Consider the following 17598-nt stretch of genomic DNA (forward strand, 5'->3'; position numbering starts at 1 on the left):
TGATCCGATGAAGCAAATTGACGACGCCCGCCAGTCCGCGGGCGCGATCCTGTCGCTGCCGATGCAGCCGATCAACCACGTGCGTACCGTCAGCGAGGAGCGCGGCTGGGAAGCGGTCGGCAACGACCCCGCGTTCCGCTGCACCTTGCCGGAGGGCGGGCTGGAAGCCGGCTGGTACGAAGTGGACGTCGCGCTGGAGCTGCTGCAGGGCCCCGAGCTGTGGAGCTATTTCTATCCCGATTATGGCGATCCGGACCTCGAGCGCCACAAGGTGTTCGTGCCGGGGCGTGCCGCGGGTGGTGGACGCCAGCGTGCGATCGTCCTCTTCACCAACCATGTCCACCGCCTGCGCCTGGACCCGGCGGTGGCGGTGTGCAGGTTCCGCCTCGACGACCTGCGGCTGCGACGGATCGGGCGTCGCGACGCGGCGCGCGGGATGCTGCGCGAGGTGCTCGGCCACCACGCCAACGGCGTTGGCGAGACGTTGCGACGCGCGGCAGGACTGGCGGGGCAGCTGTTGTCCGGCGGCGCATCGGCGTTCGCCGCGCGCCTGTACGCGCTGTATTCGCGCGCCCCTGCCGGCAGCGCCAACGTCGGCTACCAGACCTGGGTGGATCTCTACGATTCCTGCTCCACCGAGGTGCTCGAGGCCGCCGGCAGGCAGGCCGCTGCGCTCGCGGTGCAGCCGCTGTTCTCGATCATCGTGCCCGTCTATGACACGCACGAGCGGTGGCTGCGCAAGTGCGTGGCCAGCGTCCGGCGGCAGGTGTACGGGAACTGGGAGCTGTGCCTGTCCGACGATGCCTCACCCTCGCCGCACGTCCGCAGGCTGCTCGCCGAACTGTCGGCGGAGGATCCGCGCATCAAGGTGGTCCACCGCGACAGCAACGGACATATTTCCGCCGCGTCCAACAGCGCCATCGAGGAGGCTTCCGGCGACTGGCTGGTGCTCCTCGACCATGACGACGAGCTGCATCCGCGCGCGCTGGCCGAACTGGCGGAGGCGATCAACCGTTTCCCGCACTGGAAGCTGATCTTCAGCGACGAGGACAAGATCGACGAGAACGGCGTCCGCTTCGACCCGTACATGAAGTCGGACTGGAACTACGACCTGTTCCTGTCGCACAACTGCATCAGCCATCTCGGCGCGTACGACGCCGCCATGGTGCGCGAGGTGGGCGGTTTCCGCGTAGGGATCGAGGGCAGCCAGGACTGGGACCTGGCACTGCGCTGCATCGAGCGCATCCGCCCTGACCAGGTGGGTCACATCCCAAAGGTCCTGTACCACTGGCGCGCGATCAAGGGGTCCACCGCGCTCGCCCCGCAGGAGAAGGGCTATGCGCACCACGCCGGCCTGCGCGCGATCGCCGGGCACCTGGAGCGCACCGCGTCCTCGGGTCGCGTGGAGGAAATCCCGGGACAGCACGGCAACTACCGCGTCCGCTATGCGGTGCCCGATCCGGCCCCGCTGGTCAGCATCATCATCCCGACCCGCGACAAGGTGGAACTGCTGAGGGCCTGCATCGACTCCATCGTCGGGAAGACCACGTACCCCGCGTACGAGATCGTCGTGGTCGACAACCAGTCGTCGCAGCAGGATGCGCTGGACTACCTCACGTCGCTGCGCGGCGATCCGCGCGTGCGGGTCGTCGGGTTTGACGCGCCGTTCAACTACTCGCGCATCAACAACCACGCGGTGGCCGCGGCGCGCGGCAGCGTGCTGTGCCTGATGAACAACGACATCACCGTGATCACCCCCGGCTGGCTCGAGGAAATGGTCGGCCACGCCTGCCGTCCCGGCATCGGCGCGGTGGGCGCCATCCTGTATTACCCCAACGACACCATCCAGCATGCGGGCGTCATCCTGGGTGCGCATGGCGTCGCCGCGCATGCCTATGCAGGCCACGGGCGCGGCTACCCCGGGCACATGAGCCGGGCGCGCCTGATACAGGAACTCAGCGCGGTCACGGCTGCCTGCCTGGTCGTCACCCGCGAGGCCTACGAAAGCGTGGGTGGCCTGGACCCGTTGCTGAGCGTCGCGTTCAACGATGTCGATTTCTGCCTGCGGCTGCGCGAGGCGGGCTATCGCAACGTGTGGACGCCGTACGCGGAGCTGTACCACCACGAGTCCGCGACCCGTGGCTACGAGACGTCCCCCGAGAAGATGGAGCGCTTCAACGGCGAAGTGGTCTTCATGCGCAACCGTTGGGGCGAAGCCTTGCAGTACGATCCCGCCTACAACCGCAACCTGAGCATCAACGACGAGCTGTACCAGCTGGCCTACCCGCCGCGTGAGCAGTGGCCGGGCCCGCCGCTGCGGGCCCTCGACCGCTGATCCCGGCGCGCGGCGTGCGGCGTGCGCGCGATACCGGCATTCCAACGACCTTCCCACGATTTTCCAACGATCTTCCAACGACTGGAGACACCATGAACAAGATGATCCTGATGGCCCCCGCCCTGATTGCGGGCCTGCTGGTTGCCGGGTGCGGCGAGCGCCCGGCCGATGGCGCGGCGGTGGCCGAGCCCGCCGCCACGCCTGCAGCGCCTGCTCCGGAGGCGAGCGTCGCCGCCCCGGTCGCCGCCACCACCGTCCCCTACGCGATGATGACCGGCGCACCCACGGCCGGCCATTGCGCGCTGGACGTGGTCAACGGAATCCATGCTCCGTCGGTGACCGTGCCGGTGGGCAGCAAGGCGTCGTTCGGCGGCTGGGCTGCCAGTCCGGAGATCCAGGTGCCGGTAGATGCGCTGTTCGTGCTGGCCAACGGCACCGACAGCCATGCCGTGCCGCTCGTGGCCGGCGCGGAGCGTCCGGACGTCGCCGCCGCCCTGGCCAGCGACGCGCTCGCCCAGGCCGGCTACAACCTCGAGATCGACCTCGCCGCAGTTCCCGCGGGCAGCTACGACCTGGTGATCGTCCTCGACCAGGCGAGCTCGGCCTACTGCGACCTCGGCACCCGGCTGGTGCTGGAGTGATTCCAGGCCGCCACGCCAATGCCTGATCGGGCTGCACGCACGCTGGCCCCGCCGCGAAGGTGGCGGGCGCTCGCGCCATTCTCGGCACTCGGGCGGCATGCCGACCTGACACGCGAGCTGGTGCTGCGCGACATCCTGGGGCGCTATCGGGGGGCCACGTTCGGCCTGCTCTGGTCGCTGCTCGGGCCGCTGCTGATGTTGGTGATCTACACGGTCGCCTTCGGGCAGATCCTGGGCAGCCGCTGGAACCAGGCGTCCAACGCCGAGGCCCCGTTCGGCGTGGTGCTGTTCCTCGGCATCATGGTGCACGGCTTCTTCGCGGAGTGCCTGGCGCGCTCGCCGCGCCTGATGGTGGACAACAGCAACTACGTCAAGCGCGTGGTGTTTCCGCTGCACATCCTGCCGTGGACGGTGATGCTGTCGGCCAGCTTCCACCTGGTGGCCAACGTCATCGTGTTCGCGTTGCTGGCGAAGATCCTCGCGGGCACGTTCTCGCCCTGGATCGTGCTGGTTCCCGTGGTGATGCTGCCGCTGGCGCTGCTGGCGGTGGCGGTGGGCTGGCTGGCGTCGTCCTTGGGCGTGTACCTGCGTGACCTCAGCCAGGCGATCCCGGTGATCGTGACGGCACTGCTGTTCCTGTCATCGGCGATCGTGCCGGTGGAGGCGCTGTCGGAGAAGTACCAGCTGGTCTTCCAGCTCAATCCGCTGACCTTCTTCATCGACGAGGTGCGCGAGGTCGCGCTGTGGGGCAGGCCGCCGGACTGGATTGGCCTCGCCTGGCGCGGCATGGCCAGCGTCGTGGTGCTGTACGCGTCGTATGCCTGGTTCCGCGCCACCAGCCGGGGTTTCGCCGATGTCCTCTGATCCGGTGATCCGCCTGCGGGGCGTCGGCAAGGCGTTCCCCATGTTCAGCAAGCCGTACCAGCAACTGCTGCACGTGCTTGCGCCGAGCGTGCGGCCGGTCGCCAAGTTCCATGCCCTGAGGGACGTGAACCTCGACATCCGCCGCGGCGAGAGCATCGGCGTGATCGGCCGCAACGGCTCCGGCAAGTCCACGCTGCTGCAGATCATGGCCGGCATCCTGCAACCCTCGACCGGCGAGTTGATGGTGTCGGCACGCATCGCGGCCCTGCTCGAGCTGGGCGCGGGCTTCAATCCCGAGTTCACCGGGCGCGAGAACGTGCGCATGAACGCGGCGCTGCTCGGCCTCAGCCAGCGCCAGATCGACGACCGCATGGACGCCATCCTCGCGTTCGCCGAGATCGGGAGCCACGTCGACCAGCAGGTCAAGACGTATTCCAGCGGCATGTTCATGCGCCTCGCGTTCGCGGTCGCCGTGCACACCGATCCTGACGTCCTGATTGTGGACGAGGCGCTGTCGGTAGGCGACATCTACTTCCAGCGCAAGTGTTTCAAGCGCATCGAGCAGATGCGCCAGGACGGTTGCACGCTGCTGTTCGTGACCCACGCGATCGATTCGGTCCTGCAGCTCTGTGACCGCGGCATCGTGCTTGATGGCGGGCGCGTCGTGTTCGACGGCGACGCGCAGCCGGCGGTCAAGCAGTACCTCAAGGTGGTGTTCGGCGAATTGCAGCAGGAGCCGGAGCCGGACGATGTGCCGATCGAGCCGGCCACCGAAGCCGATGCCGAAGCCGAAGCCACGCAGGAACGCAACGAGATCGCGGACTTCATGGCCGGCGGTGCGCGCGAGCTGATGGCCACGCGGCCCGGCTACAACCGCGACGAGACGCGGCTCGGAGACGGGCGTGCGCGTACCGTCGACTGCATGGTGGTGGGCGATCACGGCAACGGACCACTGGTGCCCGCGCGCTCGCCGTTCAAGCTGCTGGTCCGCTATCACGCGCCACAGGCGCTGGACCGGCTGATCTTCGGACTGCGCGTCTGCACCGTCACTGGCGCGGTCGTGTACAGCTCCAACACCCTGGTGTCCAAGGGCGAGCTGTACCGCTGCGCTGCCGGCACCACGGCCGTGGCGGAGTTCGACCTGCGCTGTTCATTGCTGCGCGGGCAGTATTTCGTGACGGTAGGCGTCTCGCAGCTCGACGAGGACGGCCACGAGATCCATGCGGTCGACCGCCGGTCCGACGTGCTCATCCTCACCGTCACCGGCGAGCTCAACCACGCCGAAGGCGTGGCCGACATGGAAGCGGGATTCAGCCTGGACGCACAGGCCGGCGCGATCCAGCCGATGGGATGAGCGACATGACGCCCTGGCCCGTGGATCAGTTCCTGGTGTCGTCGGTGAACGGCGGCGGGCTGTTCCTGCTCGGGCCGGGCGGACTTGAGCGCTTGTCGAAAGTGGATACGACCGGCGTGGCGCTGGTGCCGACCGGTGCCGTGCTGGCCCGCCAGGCGGAAGGCTTTGCCGAGCTGCGCTGGCTGCGGGGCCGTGACGTCGTGCGGGTAAGCCTTGCGGCGGAGTCGCTCGATCTCCACGACCTCACGTGGCACGCGGATCGCCTGTATGTCGTCGCGACGCAGCACAACCTGATCCGCGAGCTCGATCACGACTTCGCGCTCCTGCGCCAATGGTCGTTCCCCGGCGAACAGGACTCGCAGCACATCAACTCCGTGTGCGTGCACGATGGCCGACTCCTCGCCTCGCGGTTCGGCCGGTTTGCCACGCACAGGGGCTACAAGGGCGTGACCGGCGGGGCTGGCGAGGTCTTCGACGTCGAGTCGGGCGAAGTCCTCATCGATGGGCTGTCACAACCGCATTCGCTGGTGTCGCATGAAGGGCACCTGTGGCTGTGCGATTCGGAAGCGCGCACCGTGCGGCGTTACCGCGACTTCCGCGAGGACGGCGCGTTCCTGCTGGACGCTTACGTCCGCGGGCTTGCATTCGGTTCGGCTGGCCAGCTGCATGTCGGACTCAGCCGCAGCCGCAACGCGGCGCCGGGCGGCATCGCGTCGGCCTGCGTGGCCGTCTTCGACGTCGCCAGCATGCGCGAACTCGGGCGCGTGCCGCTGCCGGTCGACGAGGTCTACGACATCGTTCCGGTTCCCACCGCGGCCGTCGACGACCTGCGCACGGCGGCGTTTGCCGACGCCGTTGCCGAGTACGACACACTCGTCGACGCCCGCAACCGCGCCGCGGCGGAGGTCACCGACGCGCTCAGGGAGCTGTCCACGATCCACCACGCAGCCAACCTGCGAATCGCGGAACTCGAAGCCGCGACCGCTGCAACCGCGGCGCAGCTGGAGGAAACGCGACGGCTGCTGGTCGCGTCGGAAGCACGGGACAGCGAGGATTCTGCTTGGGCAGGCATGCTCGAAGCCGAGGTGGAGCGGCTGTGGTCGGCCCTGGCAACCGGGGCGCGGGCGGAGGCGACGCTCGCCGGCGGCGGCGTGCTGGCGCCGCGCGTGTCGCGCGCCGACCTGCCGGTGGCCGGCCTCGCGTTCGCGGTGCATGACGCACCGCTGGTGACGATCCTGGTCGCGTCCTACGGCCACTTCGACCAGACCCGCCGCTGCCTGGAGTCGATCCGCGATGCCGGCGCAGACGCGGCGTTCGAGGTGATCCTGGTCGAGGATGCCTCGGGCGAGGTGGAGATGGACCGGTTTGCCCACGTTCCGGGCCTGGTCTACCGGCGCAATGACACCAACCTCGGCTTCCTGCGCTCGGTCAATGCCGCGCTGCCGCTCGTGCGCGGCGCCTGCCTGCATCTCCTCAACAACGACACCGTGGTCACTCCGGGGTGGCTGGATGCGCTGTTGCGGACGTTCGCCATCTTTCACGACTGCGGGATCGCGGGCTCGATGCTGGTGTATCCCGACGGCCGCCTCCAGGAGGCGGGCGGGATCGTGTGGTCCGACGCGTCGGGCTGCAATGTCGGGCGCGGTGGCGAGCCGTCCGACCCGCAGTTCGCCGCCGTGCGCGAGGTCGACTACGTCTCCGGCGCCTCGGTCATGGTGCGCACGGAGCTGTTCCGCCAACTCGGTGGCTTCGACGAGCGCTACGCCCCGGCGTATTACGAAGACACCGACCTCGCATTCCGCCTGCGCGACCGCGGGCTCCTGGCCTTCTTCCAGCCCGCGTCGGTCGTGGTGCACCAGGAAGGCCTGTCGCACGGCACAGACGAAGGCGCCGGCGGCAAGGCATGGCAGGCGCGCAACCGGGAGGTCTTCCGCGAGCGCTGGGCAGTCGAGCTGGCGCGTGCGCAGCTACCGCCGGGCGAACACCCGTTCCTCGCGCGCAGCCGTGCGCAGCTGAAGAAGACGGTGCTGGTTGTGGACGACCTTCCGCCGCATACCGATCGCGACGCCGGCTCTCGGGCGATGTGGCAGTTGATGCGGCTGCTCTGGATGCGCGGCCTCGACGTCAAGTTCTGGAGCCATCGCGTCGAGGGCGAACAGCCCTATCTCGACCTGCTGGCGATGCATGCCATCGAACTGGTCGGCAACGGCGAGGGTGGCCGCGCGTTCGATGCGTGGATGCAGGTACATGGACGGTACGTCGACTACGTCGTGCTAAGCCGGCCGCACGTGGCCATGGAGGCGCTCGATGCAGTACGCCGCCACTCGGTGGCGAAGGTGCTGTACTACGGCCACGACGTACACCACCTGCGCCTGCAGGGTGCGCATGCCGTGCTTGGCACCGATGACGACGCCATTCAGGCGGACACGCTGCAGGCCATCGAGCAGCGCATCTGGGGTGCCGCCGACCTGGTCCTGTACCCGTCGCGCGACGAGACCGCGCGCGTCGAGTCGTGGCAACGCGCGAACGGCGCACACGGGCAGGCCCGCACCGTGCCGCTGTTCGCGTATGGGCCGCCGCCGGCATTGCCCGCACATGCAGGTCATGCCCTGGCCGGCCGCGACAGCATGCTGTTCGTCGGCGGGTTCGCCCACGCACCCAACGCGGACGGCATCCTCTGGTTCGCCCGTGAGGTGTGGCCGCTGGTGCACCGGCAGGTGCCCGCGCTGCGGCTCGTTGTGGTCGGCGCCGATCCGGGCGAAGCGGTTCGCGCGCTCGCGGGCGAGGGCGTCGAGATCACCGGCGAGGTCAGCGAAGACGACCTCGTCGCGGCCTATGGCCGCGCCCGGGTGGCGGTCGCGCCGCTGCGGTTCGGTGCCGGCGTCAAGGGCAAGGTGCTGGAAGCGCTGCATGCCGGCGTGCCTTGCGTCACCACGCCCGTGGGTGCGCAGGGCCTGGATGATGCCGATGGCCTGGTGGTGGCCGCGGATCCGGCCGCGATGGCTGCCGCGATCGTCCGCCTGGCCACCGACGCCGATGCATGGATGCACGCGTCGGGCGCGGGCCAGGCGTTCATCCTCGCGAACTTCTCCCCGCAGACGGTATGGGAGGCGATCTCGGAGGTGGTGGACGCCACGCCGTACCTCGACGTGAGATCACGGCTCGCCCTGTTCCAGGGGCCTTGAAACGGGCACCTCGACACGAGTGTCGAATCGAAGAGGTCAGACTGGACGTCGACGGCTTGGGCATGAAGACTCCGCATTGCCGGATAGAGTCGAGGGCCTCTAGAACGCGGACACCGACGCTCCAGCGGGGCATCATCAACTCGATGACGTGCAGGGGACTGTCACCACGCGGCTCCGTGATAGCGCATCTGGATGTTGTTGAGCGCATCAAAGGTCAACGCCGGCACGCACAGCACGCAGGCGAGCAACAGCAGCCTGAGGGCGGGTCCCGCGCGCAGCGCGCAGAAGACCAGAAGAAAGGCGAGCGTGGGAAGGAAGTAGCGACCCTGCAAACCCTGGATCATCGGCGCGTCCGCGTGCGTCCATGCCAGGAACAGTGGGAGGGCCAACAACGCCAGCGAGCCAAGCGCGGCTCCGATGGCGAGTACCCGGGTCAGCAACGGGATGCGCATGCCATCGGGGTTCGTCCACAGGCTTGCGAACAGCATGGCGCCTGCGGCGGAGTAGGCCCAACTCGACAGCGGTATGTCCAGCCAGCCGAGCCGGCCGATCATGGACTGGTAAAGCCCAAGCATGCCGTCGCCGAAGAACGTGTTGTATGCCATGCGTGCGATCACCGTCGGCTGCTCTATCAGCATTGCCAGGTTCGCCTCCGGGTCCACGCCTGATCTGGGATGCACTTTGCCTGCCGACCGGATCGTCCATGCGGCATGCACGATCCAGGGAAGGATCATCGCCGTCATGGCAAGCTCGGCGTAGCGGCCGCGCGCGACGCGATATGCCGGGTAACAGAACAGCACGGCGACCAGTATCCAAGCCGCGCCTGGCTTCGCGAGGGCCAGTATCAAGGCGAGCCCCGGCAGGACCATGCGCGCGCGCTCCGGCGCGAATGTCCCGCCGGCGACGCCGGAGACCACGCCCAGGAAACAGAAACTCAGCGACAACACCAGCGAATCCGCACTGATCGACGCCACCTGGCTGAGGGTCATCGGCAGCAACGCGATCACGAACAGCGCCCATTTGCCGAACGCCGCATGGCGGATGCCGTAAGCGACCAGGCAAGCGCCAATGAGCAGGTTGAAGAAACGGGCCAGGTCCAGGAAGGTGTCAAAGCTGGTGCCGATCCTGCACGAGGCGGCCAGAACCAGCGAGGGGACGGCATAGAGGTGCGGAGCGTACTGGTCGGCGGACGTGGGCAGCGCCCGTGCTGCTCGATTGCATGCCAGCGGCTGTTCCAGAAGCCGTTGCAGTTCAGCGTCGTCGAGCACACCGGGTCGCTCGACACGGTCACGGAGCGTCCCGTACATCGCATTCACATCGACGACCGGCACGGAGCCGGAGTCTCCCAGCCAAGCGCCGCCATGTATCTTGGCTATCTTGCTGAGATGGGCCACCTCGTCGGGCACGCCATTGGGTGGCAGTGTCTGGAGGATGAGCGTACCGAGCCCAAGCATGAGCACCAAAGCGAGCCAATGCGCGCGATGCCAGCACCACTCGAAGCTTGATGTCACGAACCGCGACACACCCGGCGCGCCGTCCACGATGCGCAGCGCGGCGAAAAGTGCAGCCAGTGTGGTCAGTGCGGCGAGCGACATTGCCGCAAGCCACAGGGTGGACGTGCGGGCCGCTGGCTGTGTCCGTGCCTTGAGGACCACGTAGGGATCAGGTGCGAGCCTGGAAGGCTCGAGCACCATGCACGTCTCTTCGTGCCGGATCTCCATTCCGTTGGTCGCGACTACGTCGTATAGGAACTTCGTGCCATCGCGGCCCCGGAGTTCGCAGAGCCGCAGAGGAGCGCTGCCCGGGGCGGGGTCGATTCTCAGGTGGCTGGCGTCACCTGAAGACAGCCGCAGCCGGATCTTCTCTTTCGGTGACTGGATTCCGACGACGTCCGATGCGCCCTCGGTGAAACCACCATCCGCCGAATGGAATACCTGAAGCTTTGTCGGCTCCGAAGCTCCCGCTTCGAACTTCACGGTTGCACGCGTATGCAGCCAGGCGCCCGCGAGCACCATGGTCGCGGTAAAGGCCAGCAGCAATGCCGCCGCCAGGCGCCAGCGGCGCGCGGCAACGCGCGCTCGCAACCATGCTGCAGGGGACTCGCTCTGTCCGGCCCGGAAGGTGGGTTCGGGGTTTGGAGAACTCGCAGGCACAGGCACTCCCTCGGTGTGCGACAACGCTTTCCGGCGCCCCGCGCGCATCATGTCTCCGAACTTTCGGATGGGCAGGGCGCGGCCAAGCTGGCGGCCGCGAAGTATACCGGGGGCGGGGACAGCGAGGCGCCCGTCCAGAACGCACCGGGCCCGGCACGTAAACGCCGAAGTCTGGTTGCTGCGCAAGGCCTGACTGCCCTAAAGGACGCTTGTCGTCGCATGGGTCCCCGCTAGACTTGCGGGATACGACCCTGGAGCTGCCAGACATGACCCATCACGCCACGCCGCACGCCGGCAGCGCATCGCCGCCGGCAGGCTCGCCCGCCGGAAAGGTCTTTCCCTCCGCCGACGCGGCCCTGCACGGACTCGTCGCCGACAACCAGACCCTCGCCGTGGGCGGCTTTGGCTTGTGCGGCATCCCGGAGGCCCTGATCGCCGCGCTGCGCGATTCGGGCGTGACCGGCCTCACCGCGATCTCCAACAACGCCGGCGTCGACGGCTTCGGCCTCGGCCAGCTGCTTGCCACGCGCCAGATCCGCAAGATGATTTCGTCCTACGTGGGCGAGAACAAGGAGTTCGAGCGCCAGTACCTGGGTGGCGAACTCGAGCTCGAGTTCAACCCGCAAGGCACGCTGGCCGAGCGCCTGCGCGCCGGCGGCGCGGGCATCCCGGCATTCTTCACCGCCACCGGCTACGGCACCATCGTCGCCGAGGGCAAGGAGACGCGCGAGTTCGCAGGCAAGCACTACGTGATGGAAACCGCGCTGGTCGCCGACGTGTCGCTCGTCAAGGCCTGGAAGGCCGACCGCGCCGGCAACCTGGTATTCCGCAAGACCGCGCGCAACTTCAATCCGGCCTGCGCCATGGCCGGCAAGGCGTGCGTGGCCGAGGTGGAGGTGCTGGTGGAGGTGGGCGACATCGATCCCGACCAGGTGCACCTGCCCGGCATCTACGTCGACCGCATCGTGGTCAACGCCACGCCGGAGAAGCGCATCGAACAGCGCACCGTGCGCGAAGGAGGCAAGTGATGGCCTGGACCCGCGACCAGATGGCGCAGCGCGCCGCGCGCGAGCTTGCCGACGGCATGTACGTCAACCTCGGCATTGGCCTGCCCACCATGGTGGCCAACCATATTCCCGAGGGCGTGGACGTGTGGCTGCAGTCCGAGAACGGCCTGCTCGGCATCGGCCCGTTCCCCACCGAGGATGAACTCGACGCCGACCTGATCAACGCCGGCAAGCAGACCGTCACCGCGCGCGCCGGAGCCAGCTACTTCGGCAGCCACGACTCGTTCGCGATGATCCGCGGTGGGCACATCGACCTGGCGATCCTCGGCGCGATGGAGGTCACCGACAAGGGCGACCTGGCCAACTGGATGGTGCCCGGCAAGATGGTCAAGGGCATGGGCGGCGCGATGGACCTGGTGGCCGGCGTGAAGCGCGTGGTGGTGCTGATGGAACACTGCACCAAGGGCGGCGAGCCGAAGATCCTGCCCGAGTGCACGTTGCCGCTGACCGGCGTGGGCGTGGTGAGCCGGATCATCACCGAGCTGGCGGTGTTCGACGTTACCGCGGACGGGCTGCAGCTCGTGGAGGCCGCGGAGGGCGTCGACGAGGACACACTGCGCGCGAAGACGGGCGTGCCGTTCCGCAAGGGGGCCTGAGGCACGTGTTCCGCACCTGACCGGGTGCGGAGCAAGCCCGCAAGTGAAAAAGGCCGCAATCGCGGCCTCTTTCGTTGCTGCTGGCGATCTTGCCGCGCCGCCGGCCGGGCTCAGCCGCCGAGCGCAGCCTCCAGCTCCGGCAGCACCTGGAACAGGTCACCCACCAGGCCGATGTCGGCCACTTCGAAGATCGCCGAGTCGGCGTCCTTGTTGATGGCGACGATGGTGCCGGCGTCCTTGATGCCGGTCAGGTGCTGAATCGCGCCGGAGATGCCGATCGCGACATACAGCTCCGGGGCGATGATCTTGCCGGTCTGGCCGACCTGCATCTCGTTGGGGCAGTAGCCGGCGTCGACCGCGGCGCGTGATGCGCCCACCGCCGCGCCGAGCCTGTCGGCGAACTTGTAGATCACGTCGAAGTTCTCCTTCGAGCCCACGCCGCGGCCACCCGACACCACGCGGCGCGCCGACTGCAGGTCGGGGCGATCGCTGGAGCCCGCGGCGAGCCCGACGAAGCGGGTATGGGTTGGCAGCGTCGCTTCGACGCTCGCCGCTTCGACCGCGGCACTGCCGCCCTTGCCGGCTTCCTTCCACGACGCGGTGCGCACGGTGGCCACCACGACCTGGTCGCCAGCCGCTTCCACGGTGACGATCGCATTGCCGGCGTAGATCGGGCGCTTGAACACATGGCTGCCTTCGACGGCCATGATGTCGGAGACCTGCGCGGTGCCGAGGAGCGCGGCCACGCACGGCATCAGGTCCTTGCCGAACGTGGTCGAGGGGCCGAACACATGCGTGTAGCCGGCAGCCAGCGCGGCCACCTGCGGCGCGAGTACCTGGGCGATGGCGTGTTCGTTGGCGGCGTTGGCCACGGTGAGCACGCGCGTGACGCCGGCGATCTGCGCGGCTTCCGCGGCGACGGCGGCGGGATCGGCCGCCAGCACCACGATGTCGATGGCTTCGGGCGACAGCGCCTGCGCGGCGGTGACGCACTTGGCGGTGGATGCGTTGAGCTTGCCGCCGAGGTGTTCGGCAACGATCAGGACTTTGGCCATCAGAGCAACCCCTTTTCCTTCAGTGCGGCAACCAGCTCGGCCGCGTCCTTGACCATCACGCCCTTGCTGCGCATTGCCGGCGCGGCGTACTGCGTGGCCTTGAGCGCGCCGCCGGCCTCGACGCCGAGGTCGGCCCAGGGGATCGACTCGAGCGGCTTGGACTTGGCCTTCATGATGTCGGGCAGCTTGATGAAGCGCGGCTCGTTGAGGCGCAGGTCGGTGGTGATGACCGCCGGCAGGTCCACTTCCAGCGTCTCCAGGCCGGCGTCGACCTCGCGGGTCACCGTGGCCTTGCCGTCGGCCACCTCGAGCTTCGACGCGAACGTGGCCTGCGGGCGGCCCCAGAGCGTGGCCAGCATCTGTCCGGTCTGGCTGGCGTCGTCGTCGATCGCCTGCTTGCCGAGGATCACCAGGTCCGGCTGCTCCTTCTCCACGAGCTTGAGGAACGCACGCGCTGCGGCCAGCGGCTGCACGTCCTGGCCGGCGTCGATGACCACGTGGATGGCGCGGTTGGCGCCCATGGCCAGGCCGTTGCGCAGGTGCGGCTGCGCGTCGGCGGGCGCGATGGTGGCGACCACGACTTCGGTGGCGATGCCCTTGTCGCGCAGGCGAAGGGCTTCTTCCAGCGCGATCTCGTCGAAGGGGTTGGCCGACAGCTTGACACCGTCGGTGATCACGCCGGTACCGTCCGGCTTGACCTGGATGCGGACGTTGTAGTCCACCACGCGCTTGTAGCCGACGAGGATTTTCATCGTTGCGGTGCGTCCTTGGGGGTAGGGCGGAAACCCGCGATTTTAGCGGGCCTTGGCCCGCGGCGCGAACTTGGCCGCCGTGGTGGCGCGGCCATCATGCCCCGACGGCAGGCCGCAGCACGCGCCGCCCGAGCAGGAACGTCACCGGCATGCTCGCCGCCACCGAGAGGAACGGCGCCAGGCGCGGGTCGATGTCGAGCGGTCCGATGGCCAGTTCCAGCACGCTGGCACCCACCGCCCAGCCGGCCAGGCACACCAGCGGCCATGCGGCGAAGCTGCGCCATCCACGCCGCGCGCGGAACGCGTAGCGGGTGTGCAGCAGGTAACCAAGGCCCACGCCGACCACGAAGCACACGGCGTACGCCGCCTGCGGCGCCATCCACGGCAGCAGCAGCCAGTACACGATCAGGCAGGCGACGGTGTTTGTGCCGCCGGCGACGACGAAGCGTACGAAGGTGGCGGCCGTGCCGTGGTGGCGCAGCGCAGCCAGCAGCCTGTTCATGCGCCGGGCGCGGCGGCGGCCAGCGCCAGGAACGCGTCGTAGTCGCGGATGTAGTCGCCTGCGTCGTAGGGGTGCGAGGCGAATACCAGCAGCACCGCATCGGGCGAATAGCGGTACTGCGTGCCCCAGGTCATCGGCGGCAGGTGCAGGCCGCGTTCGGGGGCGTCGAGGGTGAACTCGCGGCGGTGCAGGCCGTCGTCGGCAAGCACCCGCACCGAGCCGTGCACGCAGACCAGGAACTGGTGGCATTCCCGGTGCGCGTGTTCGCCGCGGGTCTCGCGCGATGGCACGTCGAACACCAGGAAGTACCGCACCGGCGCGAACGGCAGGTCGCGCGCAAACTCGCCCACTGACAGCGAGCCGCGCAGGTCGATGAAGCGCGGCAACCGCACCATGCGTGCGCTGCCGGTGCCGGCATCGGCGGGGTCGGCGGCGGCGGCGGCGGCAACAGCGTTGCCGGCATGCGTGCCGGGCGCGCCGGCGAGCACCTGGCCGGCGTCGTCGTCGGTGACATAGCCGACGATGCGTGCCGGGTTGCCGACCACGATCGCGTTGGCCGGCACCGAACGGGTGACCACCGCGCCGGCGCCGATCATCGCGCCGCGGCCGATGCGCACGCCCGGCAGCAGCGTGGCGTTGGCGCCGATCGACGCGCCGTCCTCGACCACGGTTTCCGCGAAGCGCTCCGGGCGCTGCCGGCTGCGCGGGAACAGGTCGTTGCTGAAGGTGGCATTGGGGCCGACGAACACGTCGTCACCCAGGCGCACGCCATCCCAGAGCTGCACGCCGCACTTGATGGTGGTGCGGTCGCCCACCACCACGTCGCCTTCGATGAACACGCCGTCGCAGACATTGCAGTCGCGGCCGATGCGCGCGCCGGGCAACACGTGCGCAAACGCCCACACCCGCGTGCCGGCGCCGACGGTGTCGCTCTCGCACAGCGCGTTGGGGTGCACGTAATGGCTCATGTGGCGTCGCCCTCGAAGGTCTGCTCGCTGTGCACCAGCGCCAGCGGCCGGGCCTTGGTGTTCTCGAACGCGCGCCAGGCGTAGCTGCCCACCACGCCGAGGCCCAGCGTGTTGATGGCGCCGAAGAACAGGATGGTGAACACCGTGGCCGCATAGCCCGGCACGGTCACCCACCCCGACACCTTGGCCACCACCACCACCAGCGCCAGCGCCACCGCCACCACCAGCGCGAGCGCACCGGTCGCGAACAGGATGCGCACCGGCAGGTCGCTGAAGGCGAACACGCTGTCGGAGAAATACTTGAGCTTCTTGCCCAGCGTCCACGCGCTGCGGCCGTGGGTTCGGCGGCGTCGCGGGTAGGGCAGGAACGCGCGCCGCCCGCCCAGCCAGAACAGCTGCGCCAGCAGGCTTGTGTTGGACTCGCGCATCGCCACCAGGCGGTCGCGGAAGTCGGCGCTGACCGCGAAGATGTCCACGCCGCCGCGCGGGATGTCGGGCATCACCAGGCGCCGGTACAGCGACCAGAACAGCGTGGACAGCAGCCTGCCGACGAACGGGTCGTCGCGACCGTCGCGCACACCGAAGCCGACATCGGCGCGCCCGTCGCGCAGCGCGGCGAGGAAGCGCAGCGCGAGTTCCGGCGGCTCCTGCAGGTCGGCCGCCATCACCGCGATCACCTGGCCGCGCGCCCTTTCCAGGCCGACGCGGATCGCCGGGAAGGCGCCGAAGTTGCGGGTCAGTTCCACCAGCTGCGCCGGGAAGCCCGCGCTCGGCAATGCGTCGCGCAGCAGCGCATGGCTGTCGTCGGGGCTGCCGTCGACCACCAGCACCGCCTCGAAGCCGCCCTCGACCTCGCGCGCCAGGCCGCGCAGGGCGTCGAGCAGCGCCGCGATCGAGCCGGCATTGCGGTACACCGGCACCACCACCGAGAGCGCGGGCGTCAGAAGCGGTTGCATGCGGCGGTCACCCTCTCGGCTTCGTCATCGGTCAGCTCCGGGAAGCATGGCAGGGTCAGCGCGGTGCGCGCCTGGCGTTCGGTCACCGGCAGCGACCGGCCCGCGTGGCGCCCGGCGAGGCAGGGCTGCTGGTGGTCGGGCAGGGGGTAGTGCACATCGCTGGCGATGCCGGCGGCGTCGAGGTGCGCACGCAGCGCATCGCGGGATTCGCTGTGCACCACGTAGAGATGCGCCACGTACTCGTTGCCGGCGACCGCCGGCACCGCGATGCGCGGATTGGCGATGCACTGCGAGTAGCGGTTGGCGATGTCGCGGCGGCGCCGGTTCCAGGCGTCAAGCAGCGGCAGCTTGATCGACAGCACGCGTGCCTGCAGTTCATCCAGGCGGCTGTTGCGGCCGCCTTGCAGGGTGTTGACGTATTTCTGTTCCCAGCCGTACTGGCGCAGCGCGCGCAGGCGCGCGGCGATCCCGGCGTCGCGGGTGACGACGGCGCCGGCATCGCCCAGCGCGCCGAGGTTCTTGGTGGGATAGAAACTGAAGGCCGCGGCATCGCCGAATGCGCCGGCGCGGCGGCCGTCGGCGCTGCGCGCGCCATGCGCCTGCGCGCAATCCTCCACGAGCGCGGCGCCATGCGCGCGGCAGGTCTCGGCAATGGCGTCGATCCGCGCGAGGCGGCCATACAGGTGCGTGGCGACCACCGCGCGCAGCGGCCCGTCGCTGTCGCAGGCGCGCGCGAGCTGCGCCGGATCCAGCGTGGCGTCATCACCGACATCGACGAACACCGGTTCCGCGCCGCAGGCCAGCGTGGCCGTGGTGGCGTACATGGCGGCGTTGGCGGGCACCGCGACGCGGTCGCCTGGCACGACGCCAACGGACTTCAGTGCAAGCTCCAGCGCGTCACTGCCGTTGCCGACGCCGACGCAGTGGGCGACGCCGCAATACGCGGCAAAGGCGGACTCGAACGCCGCGACGCCCGGACCCAGCACGTACTGCCCGCTGTCCACCACGTCCGCCAGCGCCGCGGCGAGCTCGACGCGCAGCGCGGCCACGTGGCGCACCAGCGAATTGACGGGAACAAGGGGTGGGCGCATGCGTCACGGCGGGACCGGTTGGCCTGCATTCTGCCAGAAGCCGGCGTGGCACCCGCCGCACCGGACGGCGGCGGCGCCA

General features: G+C 69.1%; 14 protein-coding genes. 7 read left to right on the top strand and 7 right to left on the bottom strand.

Going from position 1 to position 17598, the window contains the following annotated elements:
* Positions 1-7 precede the first annotated feature (7 nt).
* From IDM46_RS02355 to IDM46_RS02375, 5 genes are all read left to right on the top strand, one after another.
* Complete coding sequence (locus tag IDM46_RS02355; protein ID WP_223878005.1) at positions 8-2335, top strand: glycosyltransferase family 2 protein; 2328 nt, start codon at positions 8-10, stop codon at positions 2333-2335.
* 92 nt (positions 2336-2427) lie between these two features.
* Positions 2428-2976: a hypothetical protein gene (locus IDM46_RS02360; protein ID WP_185114703.1), complete on the top strand. Its 549-nt coding sequence runs from the start codon at positions 2428-2430 to the stop codon at positions 2974-2976.
* Between the two features lie 18 nt (positions 2977-2994).
* Positions 2995-3840, top strand: a complete 846-nt coding sequence (locus IDM46_RS02365) for an ABC transporter permease (protein WP_185114704.1) — start codon at positions 2995-2997, stop codon at positions 3838-3840.
* Complete coding sequence (locus IDM46_RS02370; protein WP_185114705.1) at positions 3830-5194, top strand: ABC transporter ATP-binding protein; 1365 nt, start codon at positions 3830-3832, stop codon at positions 5192-5194. Before IDM46_RS02365 ends, IDM46_RS02370 begins: the two co-directional genes overlap by 11 nt.
* 5 nt (positions 5195-5199) lie before the next feature.
* Complete coding sequence (locus IDM46_RS02375; protein WP_185114706.1) at positions 5200-8379, top strand: glycosyltransferase; 3180 nt, start codon at positions 5200-5202, stop codon at positions 8377-8379.
* Positions 8380-8540: 161 nt separating this feature from the next.
* Here the strand turns inward: IDM46_RS02375 and IDM46_RS02380 are convergent, their stop codons facing one another.
* Positions 8541-10418, bottom strand: coding sequence for a DUF2142 domain-containing protein (locus IDM46_RS02380; protein WP_191073339.1), 1878 nt, complete (start codon positions 10416-10418; stop codon positions 8541-8543).
* 380 nt (positions 10419-10798) lie between these two features.
* On the opposite strand from IDM46_RS02380, the gene IDM46_RS02385 reads away from it, so the two are divergent.
* Positions 10799-11560 (top strand): CoA transferase subunit A, encoded by a 762-nt coding sequence (locus IDM46_RS02385; RefSeq protein WP_185114708.1) that lies wholly within the window; start codon positions 10799-10801, stop codon positions 11558-11560.
* Complete coding sequence (locus IDM46_RS02390) at positions 11560-12195, top strand: CoA transferase subunit B (protein ID WP_185114709.1); 636 nt, start codon at positions 11560-11562, stop codon at positions 12193-12195. The genes IDM46_RS02385 and IDM46_RS02390 overlap by 1 nt, the downstream gene beginning before the upstream one ends.
* A 110-nt stretch (positions 12196-12305) precedes the next feature.
* Here IDM46_RS02390 and IDM46_RS02395 read toward each other — a convergent pair whose 3' ends face one another.
* The 6 genes from IDM46_RS02395 to IDM46_RS02420 all read right to left on the bottom strand — a co-directional run bounded on the left by IDM46_RS02395 (position 12306) and on the right by IDM46_RS02420 (position 17519).
* Positions 12306-13250 (bottom strand): electron transfer flavoprotein subunit alpha/FixB family protein, encoded by a 945-nt coding sequence (locus tag IDM46_RS02395; RefSeq protein ID WP_185114710.1) that lies wholly within the window; start codon positions 13248-13250, stop codon positions 12306-12308.
* On the bottom strand, positions 13250-14002 hold the full coding sequence (locus tag IDM46_RS02400) for an electron transfer flavoprotein subunit beta/FixA family protein (protein WP_185114711.1): 753 nt from the start codon (positions 14000-14002) through the stop codon (positions 13250-13252). The genes IDM46_RS02395 and IDM46_RS02400 overlap by 1 nt, the downstream gene beginning before the upstream one ends.
* A gap of 94 nt (positions 14003-14096) precedes the next feature.
* Positions 14097-14504, bottom strand: coding sequence for a GtrA family protein (locus IDM46_RS02405; RefSeq protein WP_182822880.1), 408 nt, complete (start codon positions 14502-14504; stop codon positions 14097-14099).
* Positions 14501-15472, bottom strand: a complete 972-nt coding sequence (locus IDM46_RS02410) for a WxcM-like domain-containing protein (protein ID WP_185114712.1) — start codon at positions 15470-15472, stop codon at positions 14501-14503. Before IDM46_RS02410 ends, IDM46_RS02405 begins: the two co-directional genes overlap by 4 nt.
* Complete coding sequence (locus IDM46_RS02415; RefSeq protein ID WP_185114713.1) at positions 15469-16428, bottom strand: glycosyltransferase family 2 protein; 960 nt, start codon at positions 16426-16428, stop codon at positions 15469-15471. The genes IDM46_RS02410 and IDM46_RS02415 overlap by 4 nt, the downstream gene beginning before the upstream one ends.
* On the bottom strand, positions 16413-17519 hold the full coding sequence (locus tag IDM46_RS02420; RefSeq protein ID WP_185114714.1) for a DegT/DnrJ/EryC1/StrS family aminotransferase: 1107 nt from the start codon (positions 17517-17519) through the stop codon (positions 16413-16415). Before IDM46_RS02420 ends, IDM46_RS02415 begins: the two co-directional genes overlap by 16 nt.
* Positions 17520-17598: the final 79 nt, after the last annotated feature.

It is taken from the genome of Luteimonas sp. MC1825 (assembly GCF_014764385.1).
In the GTDB taxonomy this organism is placed as follows: Bacteria; Pseudomonadota; Gammaproteobacteria; order Xanthomonadales; family Xanthomonadaceae; genus Luteimonas.